The sequence below is a fragment of the Comamonas testosteroni genome, from assembly GCF_030505195.1.
GTDB classification, from domain to species: Bacteria; Pseudomonadota; Gammaproteobacteria; order Burkholderiales; family Burkholderiaceae_C; genus Comamonas; species Comamonas testosteroni_G.
In genome coordinates this window covers 4,275,703-4,293,723 of sequence record NZ_CP129672.1, presented here as the reverse complement: position 1 = coordinate 4,293,723, position 18,021 = coordinate 4,275,703, and the positions used below count along the sequence as shown (strand labels likewise).

General features: G+C 65.1%; 12 protein-coding genes. 3 read left to right on the top strand and 9 right to left on the bottom strand.

What is annotated here, in order from left to right:
* Genes QYQ99_RS19880 through QYQ99_RS19870 form a run of 3 tightly spaced genes read right to left on the bottom strand, consistent with a single transcriptional unit; the run spans nt 1 to nt 8,179 of the window.
* Nucleotides 1–3,183, bottom strand: a complete 3,183-nt coding sequence (locus QYQ99_RS19880; protein ID WP_302089678.1) for an efflux RND transporter permease subunit — start codon at nt 3,181–3,183, stop codon at nt 1–3.
* On the bottom strand, nt 3,180–6,380 hold the full coding sequence (locus QYQ99_RS19875; protein ID WP_302089677.1) for an MdtB/MuxB family multidrug efflux RND transporter permease subunit: 3,201 nt from the start codon (nt 6,378–6,380) through the stop codon (nt 3,180–3,182). Before QYQ99_RS19875 ends, QYQ99_RS19880 begins: the two co-directional genes overlap by 4 nt.
* A gap of 26 nt (nt 6,381–6,406) precedes the next feature.
* Nucleotides 6,407–8,179: an MdtA/MuxA family multidrug efflux RND transporter periplasmic adaptor subunit gene (locus QYQ99_RS19870; RefSeq protein ID WP_302089676.1), complete on the bottom strand. Its 1,773-nt coding sequence runs from the start codon at nt 8,177–8,179 to the stop codon at nt 6,407–6,409.
* Nucleotides 8,180–8,446: 267 nt separating this feature from the next.
* Here QYQ99_RS19870 and QYQ99_RS19865 point away from each other — a divergent pair, with 267 nt between their 5' ends.
* On the top strand, nt 8,447–8,830 hold the full coding sequence (locus tag QYQ99_RS19865) for a nuclear transport factor 2 family protein (protein ID WP_003069196.1): 384 nt from the start codon (nt 8,447–8,449) through the stop codon (nt 8,828–8,830).
* Nucleotides 8,831–8,892: 62 nt separating this feature from the next.
* On the opposite strand, the gene QYQ99_RS19860 is transcribed toward QYQ99_RS19865, so the two are convergent.
* From QYQ99_RS19860 to QYQ99_RS19835, 6 genes are all read right to left on the bottom strand, one after another.
* Entirely contained in the window at nt 8,893–9,540 is a 648-nt protein-coding gene (locus QYQ99_RS19860) for a CoxG family protein (protein WP_302089675.1), read from the bottom strand.
* Nucleotides 9,541–9,553: 13 nt separating this feature from the next.
* On the bottom strand, nt 9,554–10,795 hold the full coding sequence (locus QYQ99_RS19855; RefSeq protein ID WP_302089674.1) for a vWA domain-containing protein: 1,242 nt from the start codon (nt 10,793–10,795) through the stop codon (nt 9,554–9,556).
* Nucleotides 10,782–11,702: an AAA family ATPase gene (locus tag QYQ99_RS19850; protein ID WP_302089673.1), complete on the bottom strand. Its 921-nt coding sequence runs from the start codon at nt 11,700–11,702 to the stop codon at nt 10,782–10,784. Before QYQ99_RS19850 ends, QYQ99_RS19855 begins: the two co-directional genes overlap by 14 nt.
* Nucleotides 11,703–11,992: 290 nt before the next feature.
* Nucleotides 11,993–12,778 (bottom strand): FAD binding domain-containing protein, encoded by a 786-nt coding sequence (locus tag QYQ99_RS19845; protein ID WP_302089672.1) that lies wholly within the window; start codon nt 12,776–12,778, stop codon nt 11,993–11,995.
* Between the two features lie 46 nt (nt 12,779–12,824).
* On the bottom strand, nt 12,825–15,212 hold the full coding sequence (locus QYQ99_RS19840) for a xanthine dehydrogenase family protein molybdopterin-binding subunit (RefSeq protein ID WP_302089671.1): 2,388 nt from the start codon (nt 15,210–15,212) through the stop codon (nt 12,825–12,827).
* A 33-nt stretch (nt 15,213–15,245) separates the two neighbouring features.
* The gene (locus QYQ99_RS19835; protein ID WP_302089670.1) at nt 15,246–15,716 is read right to left on the bottom strand and encodes a (2Fe-2S)-binding protein; all 471 of its coding nucleotides are present in this window, start codon (nt 15,714–15,716) and stop codon (nt 15,246–15,248) included.
* Between the two features lie 158 nt (nt 15,717–15,874).
* Here QYQ99_RS19835 and QYQ99_RS19830 point away from each other — a divergent pair, with 158 nt between their 5' ends.
* Both QYQ99_RS19830 and QYQ99_RS19825 read left to right on the top strand, forming a co-directional pair.
* Nucleotides 15,875–17,044 carry a helix-turn-helix domain-containing protein gene (locus QYQ99_RS19830; RefSeq protein ID WP_302089669.1) on the top strand — a complete coding sequence of 390 codons (1,170 nt, stop codon included), beginning with the start codon at nt 15,875–15,877 and terminating at the stop codon, nt 17,042–17,044.
* A 346-nt stretch (nt 17,045–17,390) separates the two neighbouring features.
* Nucleotides 17,391–18,011, top strand: a complete 621-nt coding sequence (locus QYQ99_RS19825; RefSeq protein WP_302089668.1) for a TRAP transporter small permease subunit — start codon at nt 17,391–17,393, stop codon at nt 18,009–18,011.
* Nucleotides 18,012–18,021 lie beyond the last annotated feature (10 nt).

Sequence of the window (18,021 nt, the reverse complement as noted above, 5' to 3'; positions counted from 1 at the left end):
TCACTTCGCCTCAGCCATGGCAGAGGCCTGGCCGCCGCGCCTTCTGGCCGGACGGCGTGCCCACAGGCGCAGCACGCTGCGGCGCACGCGGTCCAGCAGCACATAGACCACGGGCGTGGTGTAGAGCGTGAGCAACTGGCTCAGCAGCAGGCCGCCCACGATCGCAATGCCCAGGGGCTGGCGCAGCTCGGCACCGTCGCCCCGGCCCAGGGCCAGGGGCAGCGCGCCGAACAGGGCCGCCATGGTGGTCATCAGAATGGGGCGCAGGCGCAGGTGGCAGGCCCGATAGATGGCCTGGGCCGCCGTGGCATGGCCGCCTTTCTCGCGCTCCAGCGCGAAGTCGATCATCATGATGGCGTTCTTCTTGACCAGTCCGATCAGCAGGATCACGCCGATGAAGGCGATCAGCGAGAACTCCGTCTTGAACCACATCAGCGCCAGCAGCGCTCCCACGCCGGCCGAGGGCAGCGTGGACAGAATCGTCAGCGGATGGACCAGGTTCTCGTAGAGGATGCCCAGCACCAGATAGATGGTGATGATGGCTGCGAGGATCAGCAGGGGCTGGCCCGCCAGCGCCTGCTGGAAGGCACCGGCCGAGCCGCTGAAGCTGCCGCGAATGGATACGGGCACGCCCAGCTCCAGCATGGCATTGCGGATCGCGTCATTGGCCTGTGACAGCGAGACATTGGGCGCCAGGTTGTAGCTCACGGTGCTGGCCGGCGTGCCGCTCTGGTGCTGCACGGACAGCGGCGTGGTCGAGGTGGTGATCTTGGCAAAGGCGGTCAGCGGAATCTGCTGGCCCGCACTGTTGACGAAGAAGAAGCCATGCAGCGTCTGCGGGCTCTGCAGATACTGGGGCGAGGCCGTCATCACCACGCGGTACTGGTTGAGCGGGTTGTAGATCACGCCCACCTGACGCTGACCGAAGGCATCGTTGAGCGTGTTGTCGATCTGCGCCACGGTCAGGCCCAGGCGCGTGGCCTGGTCGCGGTCTATGACCAGCTTGGTCTGCATGCCGTTGTCCTGCACATCGCTGTTGACATCGGTCAACTCCGGCAGGGTGGACAGCACCTGACGGATGCGCGGCTCCCACAGGCGCAGCTCGGCCGTATCGTCGGCCTGCAGCGTGTACTGATAGGAGGACATGCTCTGGCGCCCGCCGATGCGCACATCGCTCTGGGTCATCATGAACAGCCGCGCGCCAGGTTCGTCCTTGAGCTTTTCTCGCAGGCGGTTGATGACCTCGTCGCTGGACACCTTGCGCTCGGCCATGGGCTTGAGCGACATGAACATATTGGCCGCATTGGCCTGGCCGCCGCCGGTGAAGCCGGTCACATACTCCACGGCCGGGTCCTGTTGCACCACATCGAGAAAACGCTTGATGCGGCGCTCCATGGCCTGAAAGGACGTGGACTGGTCGGCACGGATGAAGCCCATGACGCGGCCTGTGTCCTCGCTGGGCATGAAGCCCTTGTCGATGGTCTGGTAGAGATGGATGTTGAGACCGATGACCGCTGCCAGACTCAGCAGCACCACGGGCTGGTGGCGCAACCCCCAGGCCAGGGTGCGGCGGTACAGCGCTGTCACGCGCACCTCGAAGCGATCCATGGCCAGCGAGACGCGCTGCCAGAACGCATCCCAGCGGCGCATGAACGGATGCTGCGGGCGGCGGGCGCGCTCAATGCGGCGGCGCTCCTCTTGGGCAGGCGTGCGCAGCAAGGCCGCACACATCATGGGCGTGGTGGTCAGCGAGATGATCATGGAGACCAGAATCGCCGCCGACATGACCACGGCAAATTCACGAAAGAACCGCCCCACGATGCCGGCCATGAACAAAATGGGCACGAACACCGCAATCAGCGACAGGCTCATGGAGACGACGGTGAAGCCGATCTCGCGCGCGCCTTCTATGGCAGCCTGCATGGCGGTCTTGCCGCGCTCCATGTGGCGCATCACGTTCTCCAGCACCACGACGGCATCGTCCACCACAAAGCCTGCAGCCACCGTCAGCGCCATCAGCGACAGATTGTCCAGCGTGTAGCCGCACAGATACATGACGCCGAAGGTGCCCATCAGCGAGGCAGGCACGGCCACGGCCGGGATCAGCGTGGCGCGCACCCGGCGCAAAAAGACGAACACCACCATGATGACCAGCGCTATCGAGATCAAGAGCGAGTTCTGCACCTCCTTGACTGAGGCGCGCAGCGTGGGCGTGCGGTCCGAGATCACCGTGACATCGATGGCCGGATTGATGGAGGCCCTGAGCTGGGGCAACATGGCGCGCACCTTGTCCACGGCCTGCAGGATGTTGGCGTCGGGCTGCTTGAACACCTGCAGCAGCACGGCGGGCTTGCCGTTCATGACGCCATAGTTGCGTATGTCCTGCACGGAGTCGGTGACATCGGCCACATCGGACAGACGCACCGCGTTGCCGTTGTTCCAGCGCAGCACCAGGGGCGCGTATTCGGCAGCGGTGCGGGCCTGGTCGTTGGTCGCCACCTGCCAGTAGTGGTCTTCGCGTTCCACGGCGCCAAGGGGGCGGTTGGCATTGGTGGCGGTGATGGCCGTGCGCACCGCATCCAGCGATACGCCGTTGGCAGCCAGCCGCACCGGGTCCAGCTCCACGCGCACGGCCGGCAGCGCGCCGCCGTTGATCGATGCCTGGCCCACGCCTTCCACCTGGGCCAGCTTCTGCGCCAGCACCGTGGAGGCCGCGTCATACATCTGGCCGCGTGTGAGCGAATCCGATGTCAGCGCCAGAATCATGATGGGCGCGTCGGCCGGGTTGACCTTGCGATAGGTCGGATTGCCCGGCATGCCCGAAGGCAGCAGCGTGCGCGCCGCATTGATGGCGGCCTGCACATCGTGGGCGGCGCTGTCCACCGTGCGCGTCAGATCGAACTGCAGCGTGATGCGCGTGCTGCCCATGCTGGAGCTGGAGGTCATCTCGTTGACGCCCGCAATCGCGCCCAGGGCGCGCTCCAGCGGCGTGGCCACGGTGGCCGCCATGGTGTCCGGTGCCGCGCCGGGCAGGCTGGCAGTCACCGAAATCGTCGGATAGTCCACCTGCGGCAGCGGCGCCACCGGCAGCTGGAAATAGGCCACGGCGCCCACCAGGGCCATGCCGATGGTCAGCAGCATGGTCGCAATGGGCCGGAAGATGAAGGGCGTGGAGATGCTCATGGACGCGCCCCGTCCTGGCCGCCATCGCCTGCCTCGCCCATGACTTCGGCCTCGGAGTGCGGCACATGCTTGACGGCCGACAGGCCACGCCTGGTGCGCCAGCCCTCGGCCCAGTTTTCAAAGGTCAGATAGATCACCGGCGTGGTGAACAGGGTCAGCAGCTGGCTCAGCAGCAGACCGCCCACCAGGGTCACACCCAGCGGCTGGCGCAGCTCGCTGCCCACGCCCGTTCCCAGCATCATGGGCAGCGCGCTCAGCAAGGCCGCCAGCGTGGTCATGAGAATCGGCCTGAAGCGCAGCAGACAGGCCTGGTAGATCGCGTCGCGCGCATTCATGCCCTCCTCGCGCTGGGCGTCCAGCGCGAAGTCGATCATCATGATGGCGTTCTTCTTGACAATGCCGATCAGCAAGATGATGCCGATGATGGCGATGATGTCCAGATCCAGCCCCGACACCAGCAGCGCCAGCAGCGCCCCCACGCCCGCCGACGGCAGGGTGGAGAGAATCGTGATCGGATGAATCGTGCTCTCGTAGAGCACGCCCAGCACGATGTACATGGTGATGATGGCGGCCAGCACCAGCAGCAGGGTGTTGGAGAGCGAGGCCTGGAAAGCCAGCGCCGCGCCCTGGAACTGCGTGTCCACGGACAGCGGGATCTGCCCCTCGTCGCGCAGCTGCGCAATGATGGTTTGCGCTGCCTGCACCGCATGACCCAGCGACACGCCGGATGCGGTGTTGAACGAAATGGTGGCCGCCGGCAACTGCCCCACATGGTTGACGGCCAGCGCCATCGGGCGCTCGCTCACCGTGGCAATCGATGACAGCGGCACCGGCGCACCGTTGCTCGAAGCGGCATAGATGTTCTGCAGGGCCTCGGGACCGATCTTGAACTGCGGCGCCACCTCCAGCACCACGCGGTACTGGTTGGACTGCGTGAAGATGGTGGAGATCAGACGCTGGCCGAACGCATTGTAGAGGGCCGAGTCTACCGACGAGACCGTCACGCCCAGGCGGCTGGCCTGGGCTCGGTCGATCTGCACATAGGCCTGGCGGCCCTGGTTCTGCAGATCGCTGCTCACATCAAGCAGCTGGGGCAGTTGCTGCAGACGCTCCACCAGAGTCCTGGTGCTGGCCGTGAGCTGGTTCATGTCCGGCGAGGAAAGCAGCAGCTGGTACTGGGTGCGGGCCTGGCGGTCCTCTATCGTCAGATCCTGCACGGGCTGGGCATAGAGGCGGATGCCGGGCACGGCGCGGGAGTCTTCGGCCAGTCGTTTGAGCACCACGGGCAGGCGCTCGCGCTGGGCATGGGGCTTGAGGTCGATCTGGATGCGGCCGGTATTGAGCGTGGTATTGGTTCCATCCACACCGATGAACGAGGAGATGGAGGCCACGGCCGGGTCCTTGAGCAAATGCTCGGCCAGTGCCTGCTGGCGCTCGGCCATGGCGGCAAAGGAGATGGACTGGTCGGCCTCGGTGGTCGCGGCAATCGTGCCCGTATCCTGCTCTGGGAAAAAGCCCTTGGGCACGACGAAGTACAGCAGCACCGTGACCACCAGCGTGGCGATGAACACCAGCCAGGTCAGCTTGCTGTGATCCAGCACCCAGGTCAGCATGCGGCCGTATTCGCCAATCACCTTGTCGAAAAAGCGTGCGACGGCTGCGCCCAAGCCCCGGGACTGCGCCGGGCTCTTCTCGCCCTCGGGCTGGTGGCGCAGCAGGCGCGCGCACAGCATGGGCGTGAGCGTAAGCGAAACCACGGCCGAGATCAGAATCGCCACCGTCATGGTGATGGCGAATTCGTGGAACAGACGCCCCACCACATCCCCCATGAACAGCAGCGGAATCAGCACCGCGACCAGGGAGATGGTCAGCGAGATGATGGTGAAGCCGATCTGCTTGGCACCCTTGAGTGCGGCCTGCATGGGCGGCTCGCCCTTTTCCACGTAGCGGGCGATGTTCTCGATCATCACGATGGCATCGTCCACCACAAAGCCCGTGGCAATGGTCAGGGCCATCAGCGTGAGGTTGTTGATGGAAAAGCCCGCCAGATACATGACGCCGAAGGTGCCTACCAGCGACAGCGGCACCGCCACGCTGGGAATCAGCGTGGCCGATGCGCTGCGCAGGAACAGGAAGATCACCATCACCACCAGGGCGATGGCCAGGGCCAGCTCGAACTGCATGTCCTTGACCGAGGCGCGAATGGTCACGGTGCGGTCGGTCAGCACCTGCACGTCGATGGAGGCGGGCAGAGTCTCCTTGAGCTGGGGCAGCAGGTTCTTGATGGCATCGACGGTGTCGATCACGTTCGCGCCGGGCTGGCGGCGGATATTGAGGATCACGGCCGACTTGGAGCCGGTCTCGAGCGTGCCCGACCAGGCGGCCAGGCGCGTGTTCTCGGCGTCGTCCACGGTCTGCGCCACATCGGAAAGGCGCACGGGGTTGCCGTTCTTGAAGGCGATGATCAGGTTGCGGTACTCGGCCGCCGACTGCATCTGGTCGTTGGCATCGATGGTCGATGCGCGGTTGGGGCCGTCAAAGCTGCCCTTGGCGGTCTTGACGTTGGCCGCAGAGATGGCGGTGCGCACATCATCCAGGGTCATGCCGAAGCTGGCCAGCGCTGCCGGGTTGGCCTGGATGCGCACGGCCGGACGGCGCGCACCGGCAATGGCCACCAGGCCCACGCCCTTGACCTGGGAGAGCTTGGGCGCGAGGCGGTTCTCCACCAGGTCGTTGATCCTGATGACGGGCAACGAAGGCGAGCTGACGGCCAGCGTCAGCACCGGCGCATCGGCCGGGTTGACCTTGCTGTAGAGCGGGGGCATGGGCAGGTCGCTGGGCAGCAGATTGGTGCCCGCGTTGATGGCGGCCTGCACCTGCTGCTCGGCCACGTCCATGGACATATCGAGCGCAAAGCGCAGGCTGATCACCGATGCGCCGCCCGAACTGGTCGAGGACATCTGGTCCAGCCCTGGCATCTGGCCGAACTGGCGCTCCAGCGGTGCCGTGACGTTGGAGGTCATCACATCGGGGCTGGCCCCGGGGTAGAGGGTGGTGACCTGAATCGTGGGGTAATCCACCTCGGGCAGGGCCGAGATGGGCAGCAGGCGGTAGGCAAGAATGCCCGAGATCAGCACCGCCACCATCAGCAAGCTGGTGGCGATGGGCCTGAGAATGAAGAGGCGCGAGAGATTCATGATGGCCGCAGGCTCTGGCTATGTGCTCAGCGACCCGTGCCGCCGGCTGCCGTACCGGCCTGGCCATTGGCTTCGCGCTCGGCGCGCAGCTTCTGGAAGAAAGCGCGGCGCTCTTCGGGCGACAGGGCCTCCAGCTTGGCGCGCTGCTCGGGAGTCAGCTGGGGACGGTCACCCCGGCCCTCGGCTCTTTCCGTGCGCGCCTCACCGCCTTCACCACGCTCTGCGCCGGTCTGGGGCCTGCCCTCGTTCGCAGCAGCAGGCTTGGCGTCCGGCTTGGCGTCGGCCTTGGGCTCCGGCTTGGAGGGACTGCCCTGCGCCTCGCGCGGCTGATCGCCACGGGCGTCCGTGCCACGCGGTCCCTGGCCGGGACCCGCATTGCCGCCATTGGCACCGCGCTCGGCGCGCAGCTTCTGAAAGAACGCCTTGCGTTCCTCGGGCGTCATCTTGGCGACTTTTTCACGCTGCTCGGGACTGAGGTTACGCATCATGCCGCGCGGCTGGTTGGCCGCATCCTGCACGGCCTGGTCGACCTTATTGACCTTTTCGGAGTCCACCACCGTCACCTGGGCGCCTTCGCGCAGGCGGTCGATGCCATCGGTCACCACCTTGTCGCCGGGCTCCAGCTCGCCGCGCACGCTGACATAGTCACCGTCCGTCACGCCCACGGTGATCTTGCGCTGGGTGACCGTGTTGTCGGGCTTGACCAGATAGACAAAATTGTTCTGCACCGCATTCGCGGGCACGACCAGCGCCTGATCGATCTGGCGCAGCTGCAGCTTGACGTTGACGAACTGATTCGCGAACAGCTTGCGCTCGGCATTCTCGAACGAAGCCTTGGCTTTGACGGTGCCTGTGGTCGTGTCGATGGTGTTGTCCAGCGCATTGAGCTGGCCCTTGGCCAGCATCTGCTTTTGCTCGCGGTCCCAGAGCTCCACGGGCATGACCTTGCCCTCGCGCAGCTGCTGGGCCAGCGTGCCGACATGGGTTTCGGGAATGGAGAAGACGGCATCGATGGGGCGAATCTGAGAGATCGTCACCAGCCCGTTGGCGTCGGAAGGATTGACCACGTTACCGAGGTCGGCCTGGCGCAGACCGAGGCGGCCCGAGATGGGGGCCGTGATCCTGGTATAGCTCAGCTGCAGCTTGGCCGCATCGACCTGGCCCTGATCGGCCGCCACCGTGCCCTGCAGCTGGCGCACCAGCGCGGCCTGGGTATCGACCTGCTGGCGGGCAATCGAGTCCTGGGCCTGCAGCTCCTTGTAGCGCTGCAGATCGAGCTGCGCATTCTTGAGCTGGGCCTGGTCGCGCGCCAGAGAGCCCTGCACCTGCGCCAGCGAGGCCGCAAAACTGCGCGGATCGATCTCGGCCAGCAACTGGCCGGCCTTGACCTCGTCACCTTCCTTGAAGTTCAGCTTGATCAGCTCGCCCGAAACCTTGGCGCGCACCACGGCCGTGGCACGTGCATTCATGGTGCCGATGGCGCTGACGAGCACGCGCATGTCGCGCTGCTCCACCACACCTACGCTCACCGGCTGAGCCTGACTCATGCCGCCGGGGCCGCCGGGACCGCCCGGCCCTGCGCGGCCATTGCGCCCTGCGCGTGCACCGGGCCCGCCCGCTGCCTGTGTGGGAGCTGCAGATGCAGACGTATCGCCGCTTGCACCCTGTTTTTGCGCATACCACCAATAGCCACCGCCAGCGGCTGCCAGCGCGAGCGCCACACTGGCAAGCAAGGCGGGCCGGACCTTGCCCTGCTGTAAAGAATGACGATTGGGGTGCAATTGGGATGAGCTGGACATGGTTGAGCGCAGGAATTTCGAGCCTGAATTGGAGCCAATGGTATCCAGTTGCAATCAAGCCCCGGGTCAGGCAGCGCCGGCTTTGCCAGCATTTACCCCCCCTTTACCTTGGGTTTACCTGCTGAAGTTCCCCACTCGGAGACTTAAACAGTGCTGACTTTCATCGCAGCAATGACGGCGTTTTCAGGCCTCATGCTTGGCGGCTGACACTGCCATTGCTGCGTCCGCCATGCGGCGCAAGGAATCCGGCTCCAAGGAGAAACCCATATGACCACCGAACGCCTGACCAATCACCCCGAAGAAGCCGCCGTGCGCGTGCCGCTGGAGCTGTATATGCGCGGCCATGCCGAAGACAATGCCGAGCATATGCGCGCAGCCTTCATGCCCACGGCCCGGCTGGAGTCCGTGCGCGAAGGCCCGCTGACATCCTGGGACCTGGACTTCTACTGCCAGCGCTTCAAGAACACGCCCGCTGCCGACGAAGCTACGCGTCGCCGCGTCATCGACTCCCTGGACATCGTGGGCACGGCCGCCATGGCCAAGGTCACGCTCTACCACGGTGCCGTGACCTTCACCGACTACTTTGTGCTGCTCAAGACCGAGCAGGGCTGGAAGATAGCCAACAAGGCTTTCCACGCCCAGCCTCAATAAGGTTGAGCCACCTCCACCAAGCCCCTGGCCTTCGGCTCAGGGGCTTTTTATTCATGCGCTGGTCAGCGACTCAGCAGCCAGAGCGCGCCCAGCACGATGACAGCCCCCAGGCCCCAGGCCCAGACCGGGATGCCAGACGATTCGCGCGGCGGCGCCGAGGGTGTGGCGTCCAGCGGGGCGTAGCTGGTGGAGGCCGCGTCGTGTTCCCAGGAGCGTGTATCCGGCTCCTGCGCACTGCATTCGTCTTCGGACTGCTCGCTCGGGTGGCGCTGCTGCATCAAGGCTTCGAAGCGCGCAAAGAAATCCTCGGCCATGCTCTTGGCAGCGCCGTCGATCAGGCGCTGGCCCAGCTGGGCAATCTTGCCGCCGACCTGGGCCTGCACCTCGTAGTGAAGCTCGCAGTGCCGTACATCGACGGGAATCAGATCCACCTTGGCCTGGCCCTTGCCAAAGCCGGCCACACCGCCCTGCCCTTCAAAGGCAATCGTGTAGCTCTTGGGCGGCTGCACGTCTGACAGCGTGACCCGGCCATTGAACTTGGCCGATACCGGACCGATCTTCACGGACATGGTCACCGCATAGGAGCCATCGCCCGCATCCTCGAACTTCTCGCAGCCGGCCAGGCATTGCTGCAAGGTTTGCGGATCGTTGAGCGCCTCCCAGGCTTGCTGCTGGCTCACGGCAAGAGGACGGCTGGCATGCATTTCCATGGTGTTCTCCTTTTCAATCTCGGTGCGGTAGCTGCAGCAGCTTTGCCAGATGCGCAGCCAGTTGCTGCAATGACTGCAGGTTGTGCACGGCCAGCATGGCATGGCTGTGACGATGCAGCACGGCCGCGCCTTTGGCCAGCGGGGCATACCCGTCAAAGCGCAGCAAGGGGTTGAGCCAGAGAATGCGCGCGCTGTGCCGAGCCAGCCATTGCAGCTCTCGCTCCAGCAGCGCGCTGTCGCCGGTATCCAGCCCGTCGCTGACAAGTAGCACCAGGGTACGCCTGCCCACCAGATGGCGCGCCTGCTGCCGGCGCAGCTGCGCCAGGCATTCCCCCAGGCAGGTACCGCCGCCGAAATCGTCAATGTCGCGATTGAGCTGGGCCAGCATGGCATCGGGGTCGCTATGGGAAAAAGCCCGGTTCAGCTCCTGCAGGCTGGTTCCCATGCTGAAGATATGGCGGCGCAGCTGCGGATAGCGCCGGGGGCTGGTGGCCTGGTGCAGAAATGCCAGCAGCAGACGCACATAGCGCTCCATGGAGCCCGAGACATCGACCAGCGCCAGCCAGGGCATGGGCAGCCGCTTGCGCCTGCGCCATTTGAGACTTGCCAGCTCGCCGCCCGTGGCTGCCGCAGCTTTCAGGCTGGCGGGCCAGTGCACGCGCAGTCCCGAGGCGCGCAACTCGCTTCTGCGACTGCGATAGCTGGGCAGCGGCAAGCGGATATCACGCGCCAGTTGCTGGACCAGGCGGTACTCGCTGGCACTGAGCTGATTGAAATCCGCATGCTGCAGCCTGTGCCGGTCGCTGGCCGACATGGCGGCATCCAGCGTCGACTCCTCGCTCGCGGGTGTTTGCCGTGCGGCATGAATCGCCGACAAGGCCTCCTGCACACGCGGCCGGTGACGCGGCTTGGCCGCCTCCGGCGCGCCCGGCAGCAGCTGACTCAAAAGCTGCTGAGCCACCTCGGGGTTGCGAAAGTAGGCCGCAAACAGCTCGCGAAAGACCGCCAGGTCCTGTTCGCGCGAAACCAGCACGGCCTCCAGCGCGGCGGCCACGTCCTCGCGCCTCATGTCCACCAGCAGCAGGCCTTGCTGGGCCAGCGCCAGGCGCTCGGCATCCACGGCCAGCCCCGCACGGCGCAGGGCTCGGCCAAACCCCAGCAAATTGATGGGTAGCTTGCCGCTGCGCGCGTCCCCCCACCAGCTCACACTTGCGGGCTGCTGTGGCGACTGCGCTTGCCGCTCAGGCTGTGGCATCGGGCTCCAGCAATTGCTGCAGACGCTCTGGCGTGAGCGCGGCCACGTCTTCGCGCTGCTTGAACAAAATGCCCGCCGTCTCGTGCACCAGTTCGGGGTCTATGACCAGGGTGTCGAGCGCCACCAGCGCCTTGGCCCACTCCACGCTTTCGGCAATGCCGGGCGTGCGCTCGAAGGCATCGGCAAACGGGCGACTGCGCAGCCGGTCCACAAAGCGGGCGATCTGCTCGGTCAGGGCCGCGGCGGCCTCGGGCACCTTGGCCTGAACAATGGCCAACTCGCGCTCGCGTTCGGGGTAGTCCAGCCAGTGATAGAGGCAGCGGCGCTTGACCGCATCATGCAGATCGCGCGTGCGGTTGCTCGTGAGAATGGTGACGGGCGGCACCTGAGCCCGGACGACCCCGAGCTCGGGAATGCTGACCTGGTACTCACCCAGATATTCGAGCAAAAAGGCCTCGAAAGGCTCATCGGCCCGGTCCACCTCGTCAATCAGCAGCACCGCGCCAGGCGCGGGCGCCTGCAGGGCCTGCAGCAAAGGGCGGCGCACCAGATAGCGCGGCTGATAGACCTCCTGCTCGACCGCCTCCAGTTCCGCCGCGCCACGCAGCTCGGCCGCGCGCAGATGCAGCAGCTGCGCCGCGTAATTCCACTCATACAGCGCCTCGCGCTGCTCCAGGCCGTCATAGCACTGCAGCCGAATCAGCGGCCGCTCCAGCACCTGGGACAGCGCCTGGGCCAGCGAGGTCTTGCCAACGCCCGGCTCGCCCTCCAGCAGCAAAGGCCGCTGCAGCCTGAGCGCCAGAAACACCGACGTAGCCAGACGCCGGTCCGCAAAATAGCCCACCTTCTGCAAGGCGGCCAGCAGCCCGTCCACAGACTGCAGAGCGCTTTTCACTTCAGTATTCATAGCTTCTTGCGCTTTACTGATAAGGGATCGAGCCACTTTTCATTCAAAAACGTTCCCTCAACGAAGGCACACTGCCACACAGAGACCGCAAGCAGGCGTCTATGCCGTTCGCCCCTCCGCACCCGCCCGTCGCGAGGCTGCCTCCCTCGTCCTTGGCACGCAGTGCCCGGCCAGGGAGGCGAGGCCACCCAGGCGGGGCCGCCCAGGTGAGGGCCGCCCAGGTGGGGGGCGCCCAGGTGGGGGGCGCCAAGGTGGGGCCCACCAAGGCGTAGCCTCTCAGACCAAGCCGCTCAGGCACAGAGCATCTGATCCACCGCTCGCTGCGTCAGGACGCTGATCAGCTGCGCCCGGTAGCGCGCGCTCGCGTGCAGATCGCTGTTGAGTTCGCTGTCGTCGATCGGCACCGAAGCGGCGGCTGCGGAAGTGAAGCTCTGATTGAGCGCGGCTTCCAGCTGCGCATGCCGGAAGACCGACAGCCCCGCGCCGGTCACGGCCACGCGCACGCCCTGCGCCGTCTGCGCCACAAACACGCCCACCAGCGCAAAGCGCGACGCGGGCTGCTTGAACTTGATATAGGCCGCCTTACTGGGCACCGGAAAGCGCACGGCCTTGATCAGCTCGCCCTCTTCCAGTGCCGTGGTGTACATGCCCTGGAAGAAGTCGTCTGCAGCTATCTCGCGCCAGGTCGTGACCACGGCGGCGCCCAACCCCAGCACCGCACTGGGATAGCAGGCCGCGGGGTCGTTGTTGGCCAGCGATCCGCCAATCGTGCCGCGCGCGCGCACCTGCCGATCGCCAATGCCGCCTGCCAGCTCGGCCAGCGCCGGAATGGCGTGCTGCACCTCGCGGCTGGCGGCGACATCGGCATGACGGGTCATGGCGCCGATCTCGACCTGATCACCGCTGACGCGGATTCCCGCCAGACCATCGACCTGGTTGAGATCCACAATCGCACCAGGCTGGGCCAGGCGCAGCTTCATGGAAGGAATCAGGCTCTGGCCACCGGCCAGAAACTGCCCGCTGGCAGCGCTCACCTCATCCAGCGTCCGGGGATTGGAGTAACTGAAGGCATACATATGTGTTGTCCTCTCTTCCTCTCAGTCGGGTGTGTTCAGGCAGCGGTCAGGGGCGTGCAGCATCGATGGCCTCCCAGACGCGGTGCGGACTGGCAGGCATGTCCAGATCCTTGACACCCAGCCAATGCAGGGCATCGAGCACGGCATTGATGACCGCAGGCGGCGAGCCTATGGCCCCAGCCTCGCCACAGCCCTTGGTGCCCAACGGGTTGTGGGTGCAGGGGGTGCAGACCGTGCCCAGCTTGAAATCGGGCAGATCGTCGGCGCGGGGCATGGCGTAGTCCATGAAGCTGCCGGTCAGCAACTGCCCCGAGTCCCGGTCGTAGACGCAGTTCTCCAGCAACGCCTGTCCTATGCCCTGGGCCAGTCCGCCATGGACCTGACCCTCCACGATCATGGGGTTGATGATGGTGCCGAAGTCGTCCACGGCACTGAAGCGGTCGACGCGCACCACGCCCGTGGCCGGGTCGACCTCGACCTCGCAGATATAGGTGCCGGCCGGGAAGGTGAAGTTGGTGGGATCGTAGAAAGCGGTCTCGTCCAGCCCCGGCTCCAACTTGTCCAGCGGATAGTTGTGAGGCACATAGGCCGTCAGCGCAATCTGGGCAAAAGGCAGCTTCCTGTCCGTGCCACGCACCGTGAACTCGCCTCCCGCGAAATCGATGTCGGCATCGCTGGCCTCCATCAGGTGCGCGGCAATCTTCTTGGCCTTGGCCTCGATCTTGTCCAGTGCCTTCATGATGGCCGCGCCACCCACGCTGATGGAGCGCGAGCCATAGGTTCCCATGCCAAAGGGCACGCGGCCCGTATCGCCATGGACGATCTCGACATGCTCGACGGGAATGCCCAGCCGCGCCGCCACCACCTGGGCAAAAGTCGTCTCATGCCCCTGTCCGTGACTGTGCGAGCCCGTGAACACCGTCACGCTGCCCGTGGGGTGGACGCGCACCTCGCCGCACTCGAACAGACCGGCACGCGCGCCCAGCGCCCCGGCGATATTGCTGGGCGCCAGGCCACAGGCCTCGATGTAGCTGCTGTAGCCCAGGCCGCGCTTGAGTCCTCTGGCCTCGCTGGCGGCGCGCCGCGCCGCAAATCCCGCCACATCGGCCAGCTGCTCGGCCTGATCCATGCAGGCCTGGTAGTCGCCGATGTCGTACTGAAGCGCCACGGGCGTCTGATACGGAAAGCGGGTGATGAAGTTGCGGCGGCGGATCTCGGCCTGAGACAGATTCATCTCCCAGGCACAGCGGCTGACCAGACGCTCGAGCAGGTACGTGGCCTCGGGGCGGCCTGCGCCCCGGTAGGCATCCACGGGCGAGGTGTTGGTGAACCAGGCATCGACCTCGATATGGATTTGCGGCGTGGTGTACTGCCCCGCCAGCAGCGTTGCGTAAAGAATCGTCGGAACGGCGCTGGCGAAGGTGGACAGGTAGGCACCCAGATTCGCATCGGTGTGCACACGCATGGCGAGGAACTTGCCGTTGGCATCCATGGCCATCTCGGCATGGCTGACATGGTCGCGGCCATGGGCATCGGTCAGGAAGGATTCGCTGCGATCGGCCGTCCACTTGATATTGCGGTTGAGCTTTTTGGCGGCCCAGGTCAGGCAGACATCCTCGGCATACAGAAAGATCTTGGAGCCGAAGCCGCCACCCACATCGGGAGCAATCACGCGCACCTTACTCTCTGGCAGACCCATGACAAAAGCCGTCATCAGCAGCCGCTCCACATGCGGGTTCTGGTTGGCCACGTACAGCGTGTACTCGTCCATGGCGCGGTTGTAGCTGCCTATGGCCACGCGCGGCTCCATGGCATTGGGGATCAGGCGGTTGTTGACCAGGTCCAGCCGGGTCACATGGGCGGCGCCCGCAAACACGGCATCCACGGCCGCCTTGTCGCCAATCGCCCATTGGTAGCAATGGTTGTCCGGGGCAATGTCGTGAACCACCGCCCCGGGCTTTTTGCCGCCCGCTGCATCGGCCACATTCACCACCGCAGGCAGCACCTCGTAGTCAACCTCCACCAGCTCTGCGGCATCGCGTGCCTGCTGCAGGGTCTCGGCAACCACCATGGCCACCTGATCGCCCACATAGCGCACGGTATCGAGGGCCAGAATCGGGTGCGGCGGCTCCTTCATGGGCTCGCCATTGGTGCTGGTGATCAGCCAGCCGCAGGGCAGGCCGTTGATACCGGCGGCCGCCACGTCGACGCCCGTGAGCACGCCGATCACCCCCTCGGCCGCCTTGGCCGCATCGATGTTGACGCTGCGCAGCCTGGCGTGCGCATGGGGTGAGCGCACAAACACCGCATAGGTCTGTGCGCCCAGCGTGATGTCGTCCGTGTACTGGCCGGCTCCGGTCAGAAAGCGCTCGTCCTCGCGGCGCAATAGGGGCTCGCCGATATGCGGCAGCTTGGAAAAGTCAGATGCACCCATGGTGTGTCTCCTCTTCTAGTTGTGATGCGCTGCTCAAGCGGCGTTCATTCCGTCGCGACCCGCTTTGACGGCGGCGACGATGTTCTGATAACCCGTGCAGCGGCAGATATTGCCTTCGAGCATTTCGCGGATCTCGGCATCGGTGGCCTGAGGTTTTTGGCGACACAGGTCCACCGCACTCATGACCATGCCCGGCGTACAGAAGCCGCACTGCAGGCCATGGCACTGCTTGAAGGCCGCCTGCATGGGGTGCATGGTGCCGTCGCCAGCGGCCATGCCCTCTATGGTCTGCACCTCGGCGCCCTGGGCCTGCACCGCCAGCATGGTGCAGGACTTGATGGCCTTGCCATTGACCAGCACCGTGCAGGCTCCGCACTGGCTGGTATCGCAGCCCACATGGGTGCCCGTCAGGCGCAGCTGTTCACGCAGCGCCTGCACCAGCAAGGTATTGGGGGGAACGTCAATGCTGGCCGCCCGACCATTGACCGTGAACTGAACATTCATCGTGATGCCTCCTGCCTGAGTCCGGAGAATTGGGTAACAAAGCACAACCGCACTCTCTATGGTGGGCAGGCAGCGCGATGCAGGGCGCTAGGGTTGACCCCCAAGCCAGGCGAAACACGCACAGATATTCTCAAAATGAAACACTGTCCGGAGTCCGCATGCCGCCCGCCAGCCCCGCTTCTTCCGCACAAGCCGCAACCCATGCTGGCGCACGCCATGCACTGCTTGTCCAGGCCAGGCAGCTGCTGCTGGAGGCGGACTCCTCCCATGCTCTGATACCGTCCGGCCTTGCCCCCTGGCTGTGGCGCTCATGGCAGCGCTGCGTGGCCCAGGGACGCCATCCCGCGCAAAGAGTGGAGTTCGAGGCTGTAGGTCCTCATGCGCTGCGCCACGCCCAGGAACAGCATCAGCTGCTGCTGCAGGCTGCACGCCCGGTCATGACGCAACTGGTGGCGGCCGTGGGTGCCATGCGCTACTTCTGCCTGCTGACCGATGCTCAGGGCCTGACGCTGGAAGTGCAAGGCCCCGTCGATCACCGCGATCTGCGCGCGCTGGCCGTGGGCCGGGTCGGCGTGGACCTGTCCGAGCGCGGCGTGGGCACCTCGGCCATCGGCGCGACGCTGGCCGAGCTCAGCCCGGTATGGCTGCACAGGCAGGAACATTTTTTTGACGATCTGCGCGACTACAGCTGCGCGGGCGCCCCGGTATTCGGGCCGCAGGGCGAATGCCTGGGCATGCTGGACATCACCGGCATCGATGTACCCGAGCGCCCCGAGCTGCTGCTGCTGGCACTGCGCTGCGCACGCGCCATCGAAGATCGATTGCTGCGGGCCCTGCCCCATGCCCTCTTGCTGCGCGTGAACTGGCCCGGCGGCCCGCTGGGCCAGGAGGGCGAAGGCCTGATGATCTTTGATGCCGAAGGCCGATTGCTGGGCAGCAACACCGTGGCCAGGCAACTGGTACCGCGTCCGCTGCAAGCACCTGGGGATGAATCGCTGATGCAAAGCCATGGGCTGCTGGCCCTGCCCTGGAGTCATCTGATCGAGCATGCGCGCCAGCGGCCTGAGGCCCCGCTGCAGCTGCCGCTGTGGTCCGGCATGCGCCTGCTGGCTCTCGCGCAGGCCGGCCCCCTGCTGGGCGCGCCTGTCATGACGGGGGCCGACACCAGCCGCTGCGCACCGGCCAACACCATGGCCACGCCGCTGCGCACCAGCGAGCTGCTGCTGATTCAGCAGGCCATGCAGGAAGCCCGTGGCAATGTAAGCCTGGCCGCCCGCAACCTGGGACTGAGCCGGGCCACCCTGTACCGCCGGCTGGCCAGCAAGTAAGAGGTCTCGAGCCCGATCTGATGCAGTTTGGCCCTCTACGGATTTGCCCTAGTTTCCGTGCGGAGCCCCCCTCCAAGACAGCAGGCACACACTACCAAGCAAGCCCATGAGAAACCAAAAATACCTCAATAAAACAATCACCTAAGCTGCACCAGTCATGCACTTCAAGCTATCGTACGCATAGCAAGCACCACTGACGCTCGGGCGCCACATTTACGTGCGTATTTGTAAAAAACACCATACCTGCGTCCGTAGAATCTCCAGTTCGGTTCAAAAACTCAGATCGCCCTGAGGCTTACCAGCCGCAATAGCGCGACGCATACACAGCCTACTTTTTGGAGACACCATGCAGGCTTTACTCGCCCTGTCCAGGGCTATCGACAGGCTCAACGCCTTTGTCGGCAAATATTCCATCTGGCTGATATTTGCCGCCACCTTCATCAGCGCCGCCAACGCCATTGTTCGCAAGACCTTTGACACCAGCTCCAACGCCTTTCTGGAAGTCCAGTGGTATCTGTTCGCATGGTCCTTTCTGATTGCGGCGGGCTACACCTTGCTGCACCGAGAGCATGTGCGCATCGACGTGATCAACAGCCGTCTGTCCAAAAAGGCCCAGGTCTGGATCGACATCATCGGCTTTGCCTTCTTTCTCACCCCGCTATGCCTGACCATTCTGTGGCTGAGCATGCCGGTGGTGATCCAGATGTACCAGTCCGGAGAAATGTCGGGCAACCCCGGCGGGCTGATCCGCTGGCCCGTATGGACGGCGATTCCTGTAGGCATCACCTTGCTGCTGGCGCAGGGCATCTCCGAGCTGATCAAGCGCATTGCCTTCCTGACCGGTGACGGCCCCGACCCCATGGGCAAGCTCAGCGACAAGAGCGCCGAGGAAGAGCTGGCCGACGCCCTGCGTGCCGAAGCCGATCGCAAGCAGGCTGAGGCGCTGGCCGCCCAGGCCAAGGCCTAACGGTAGCGGG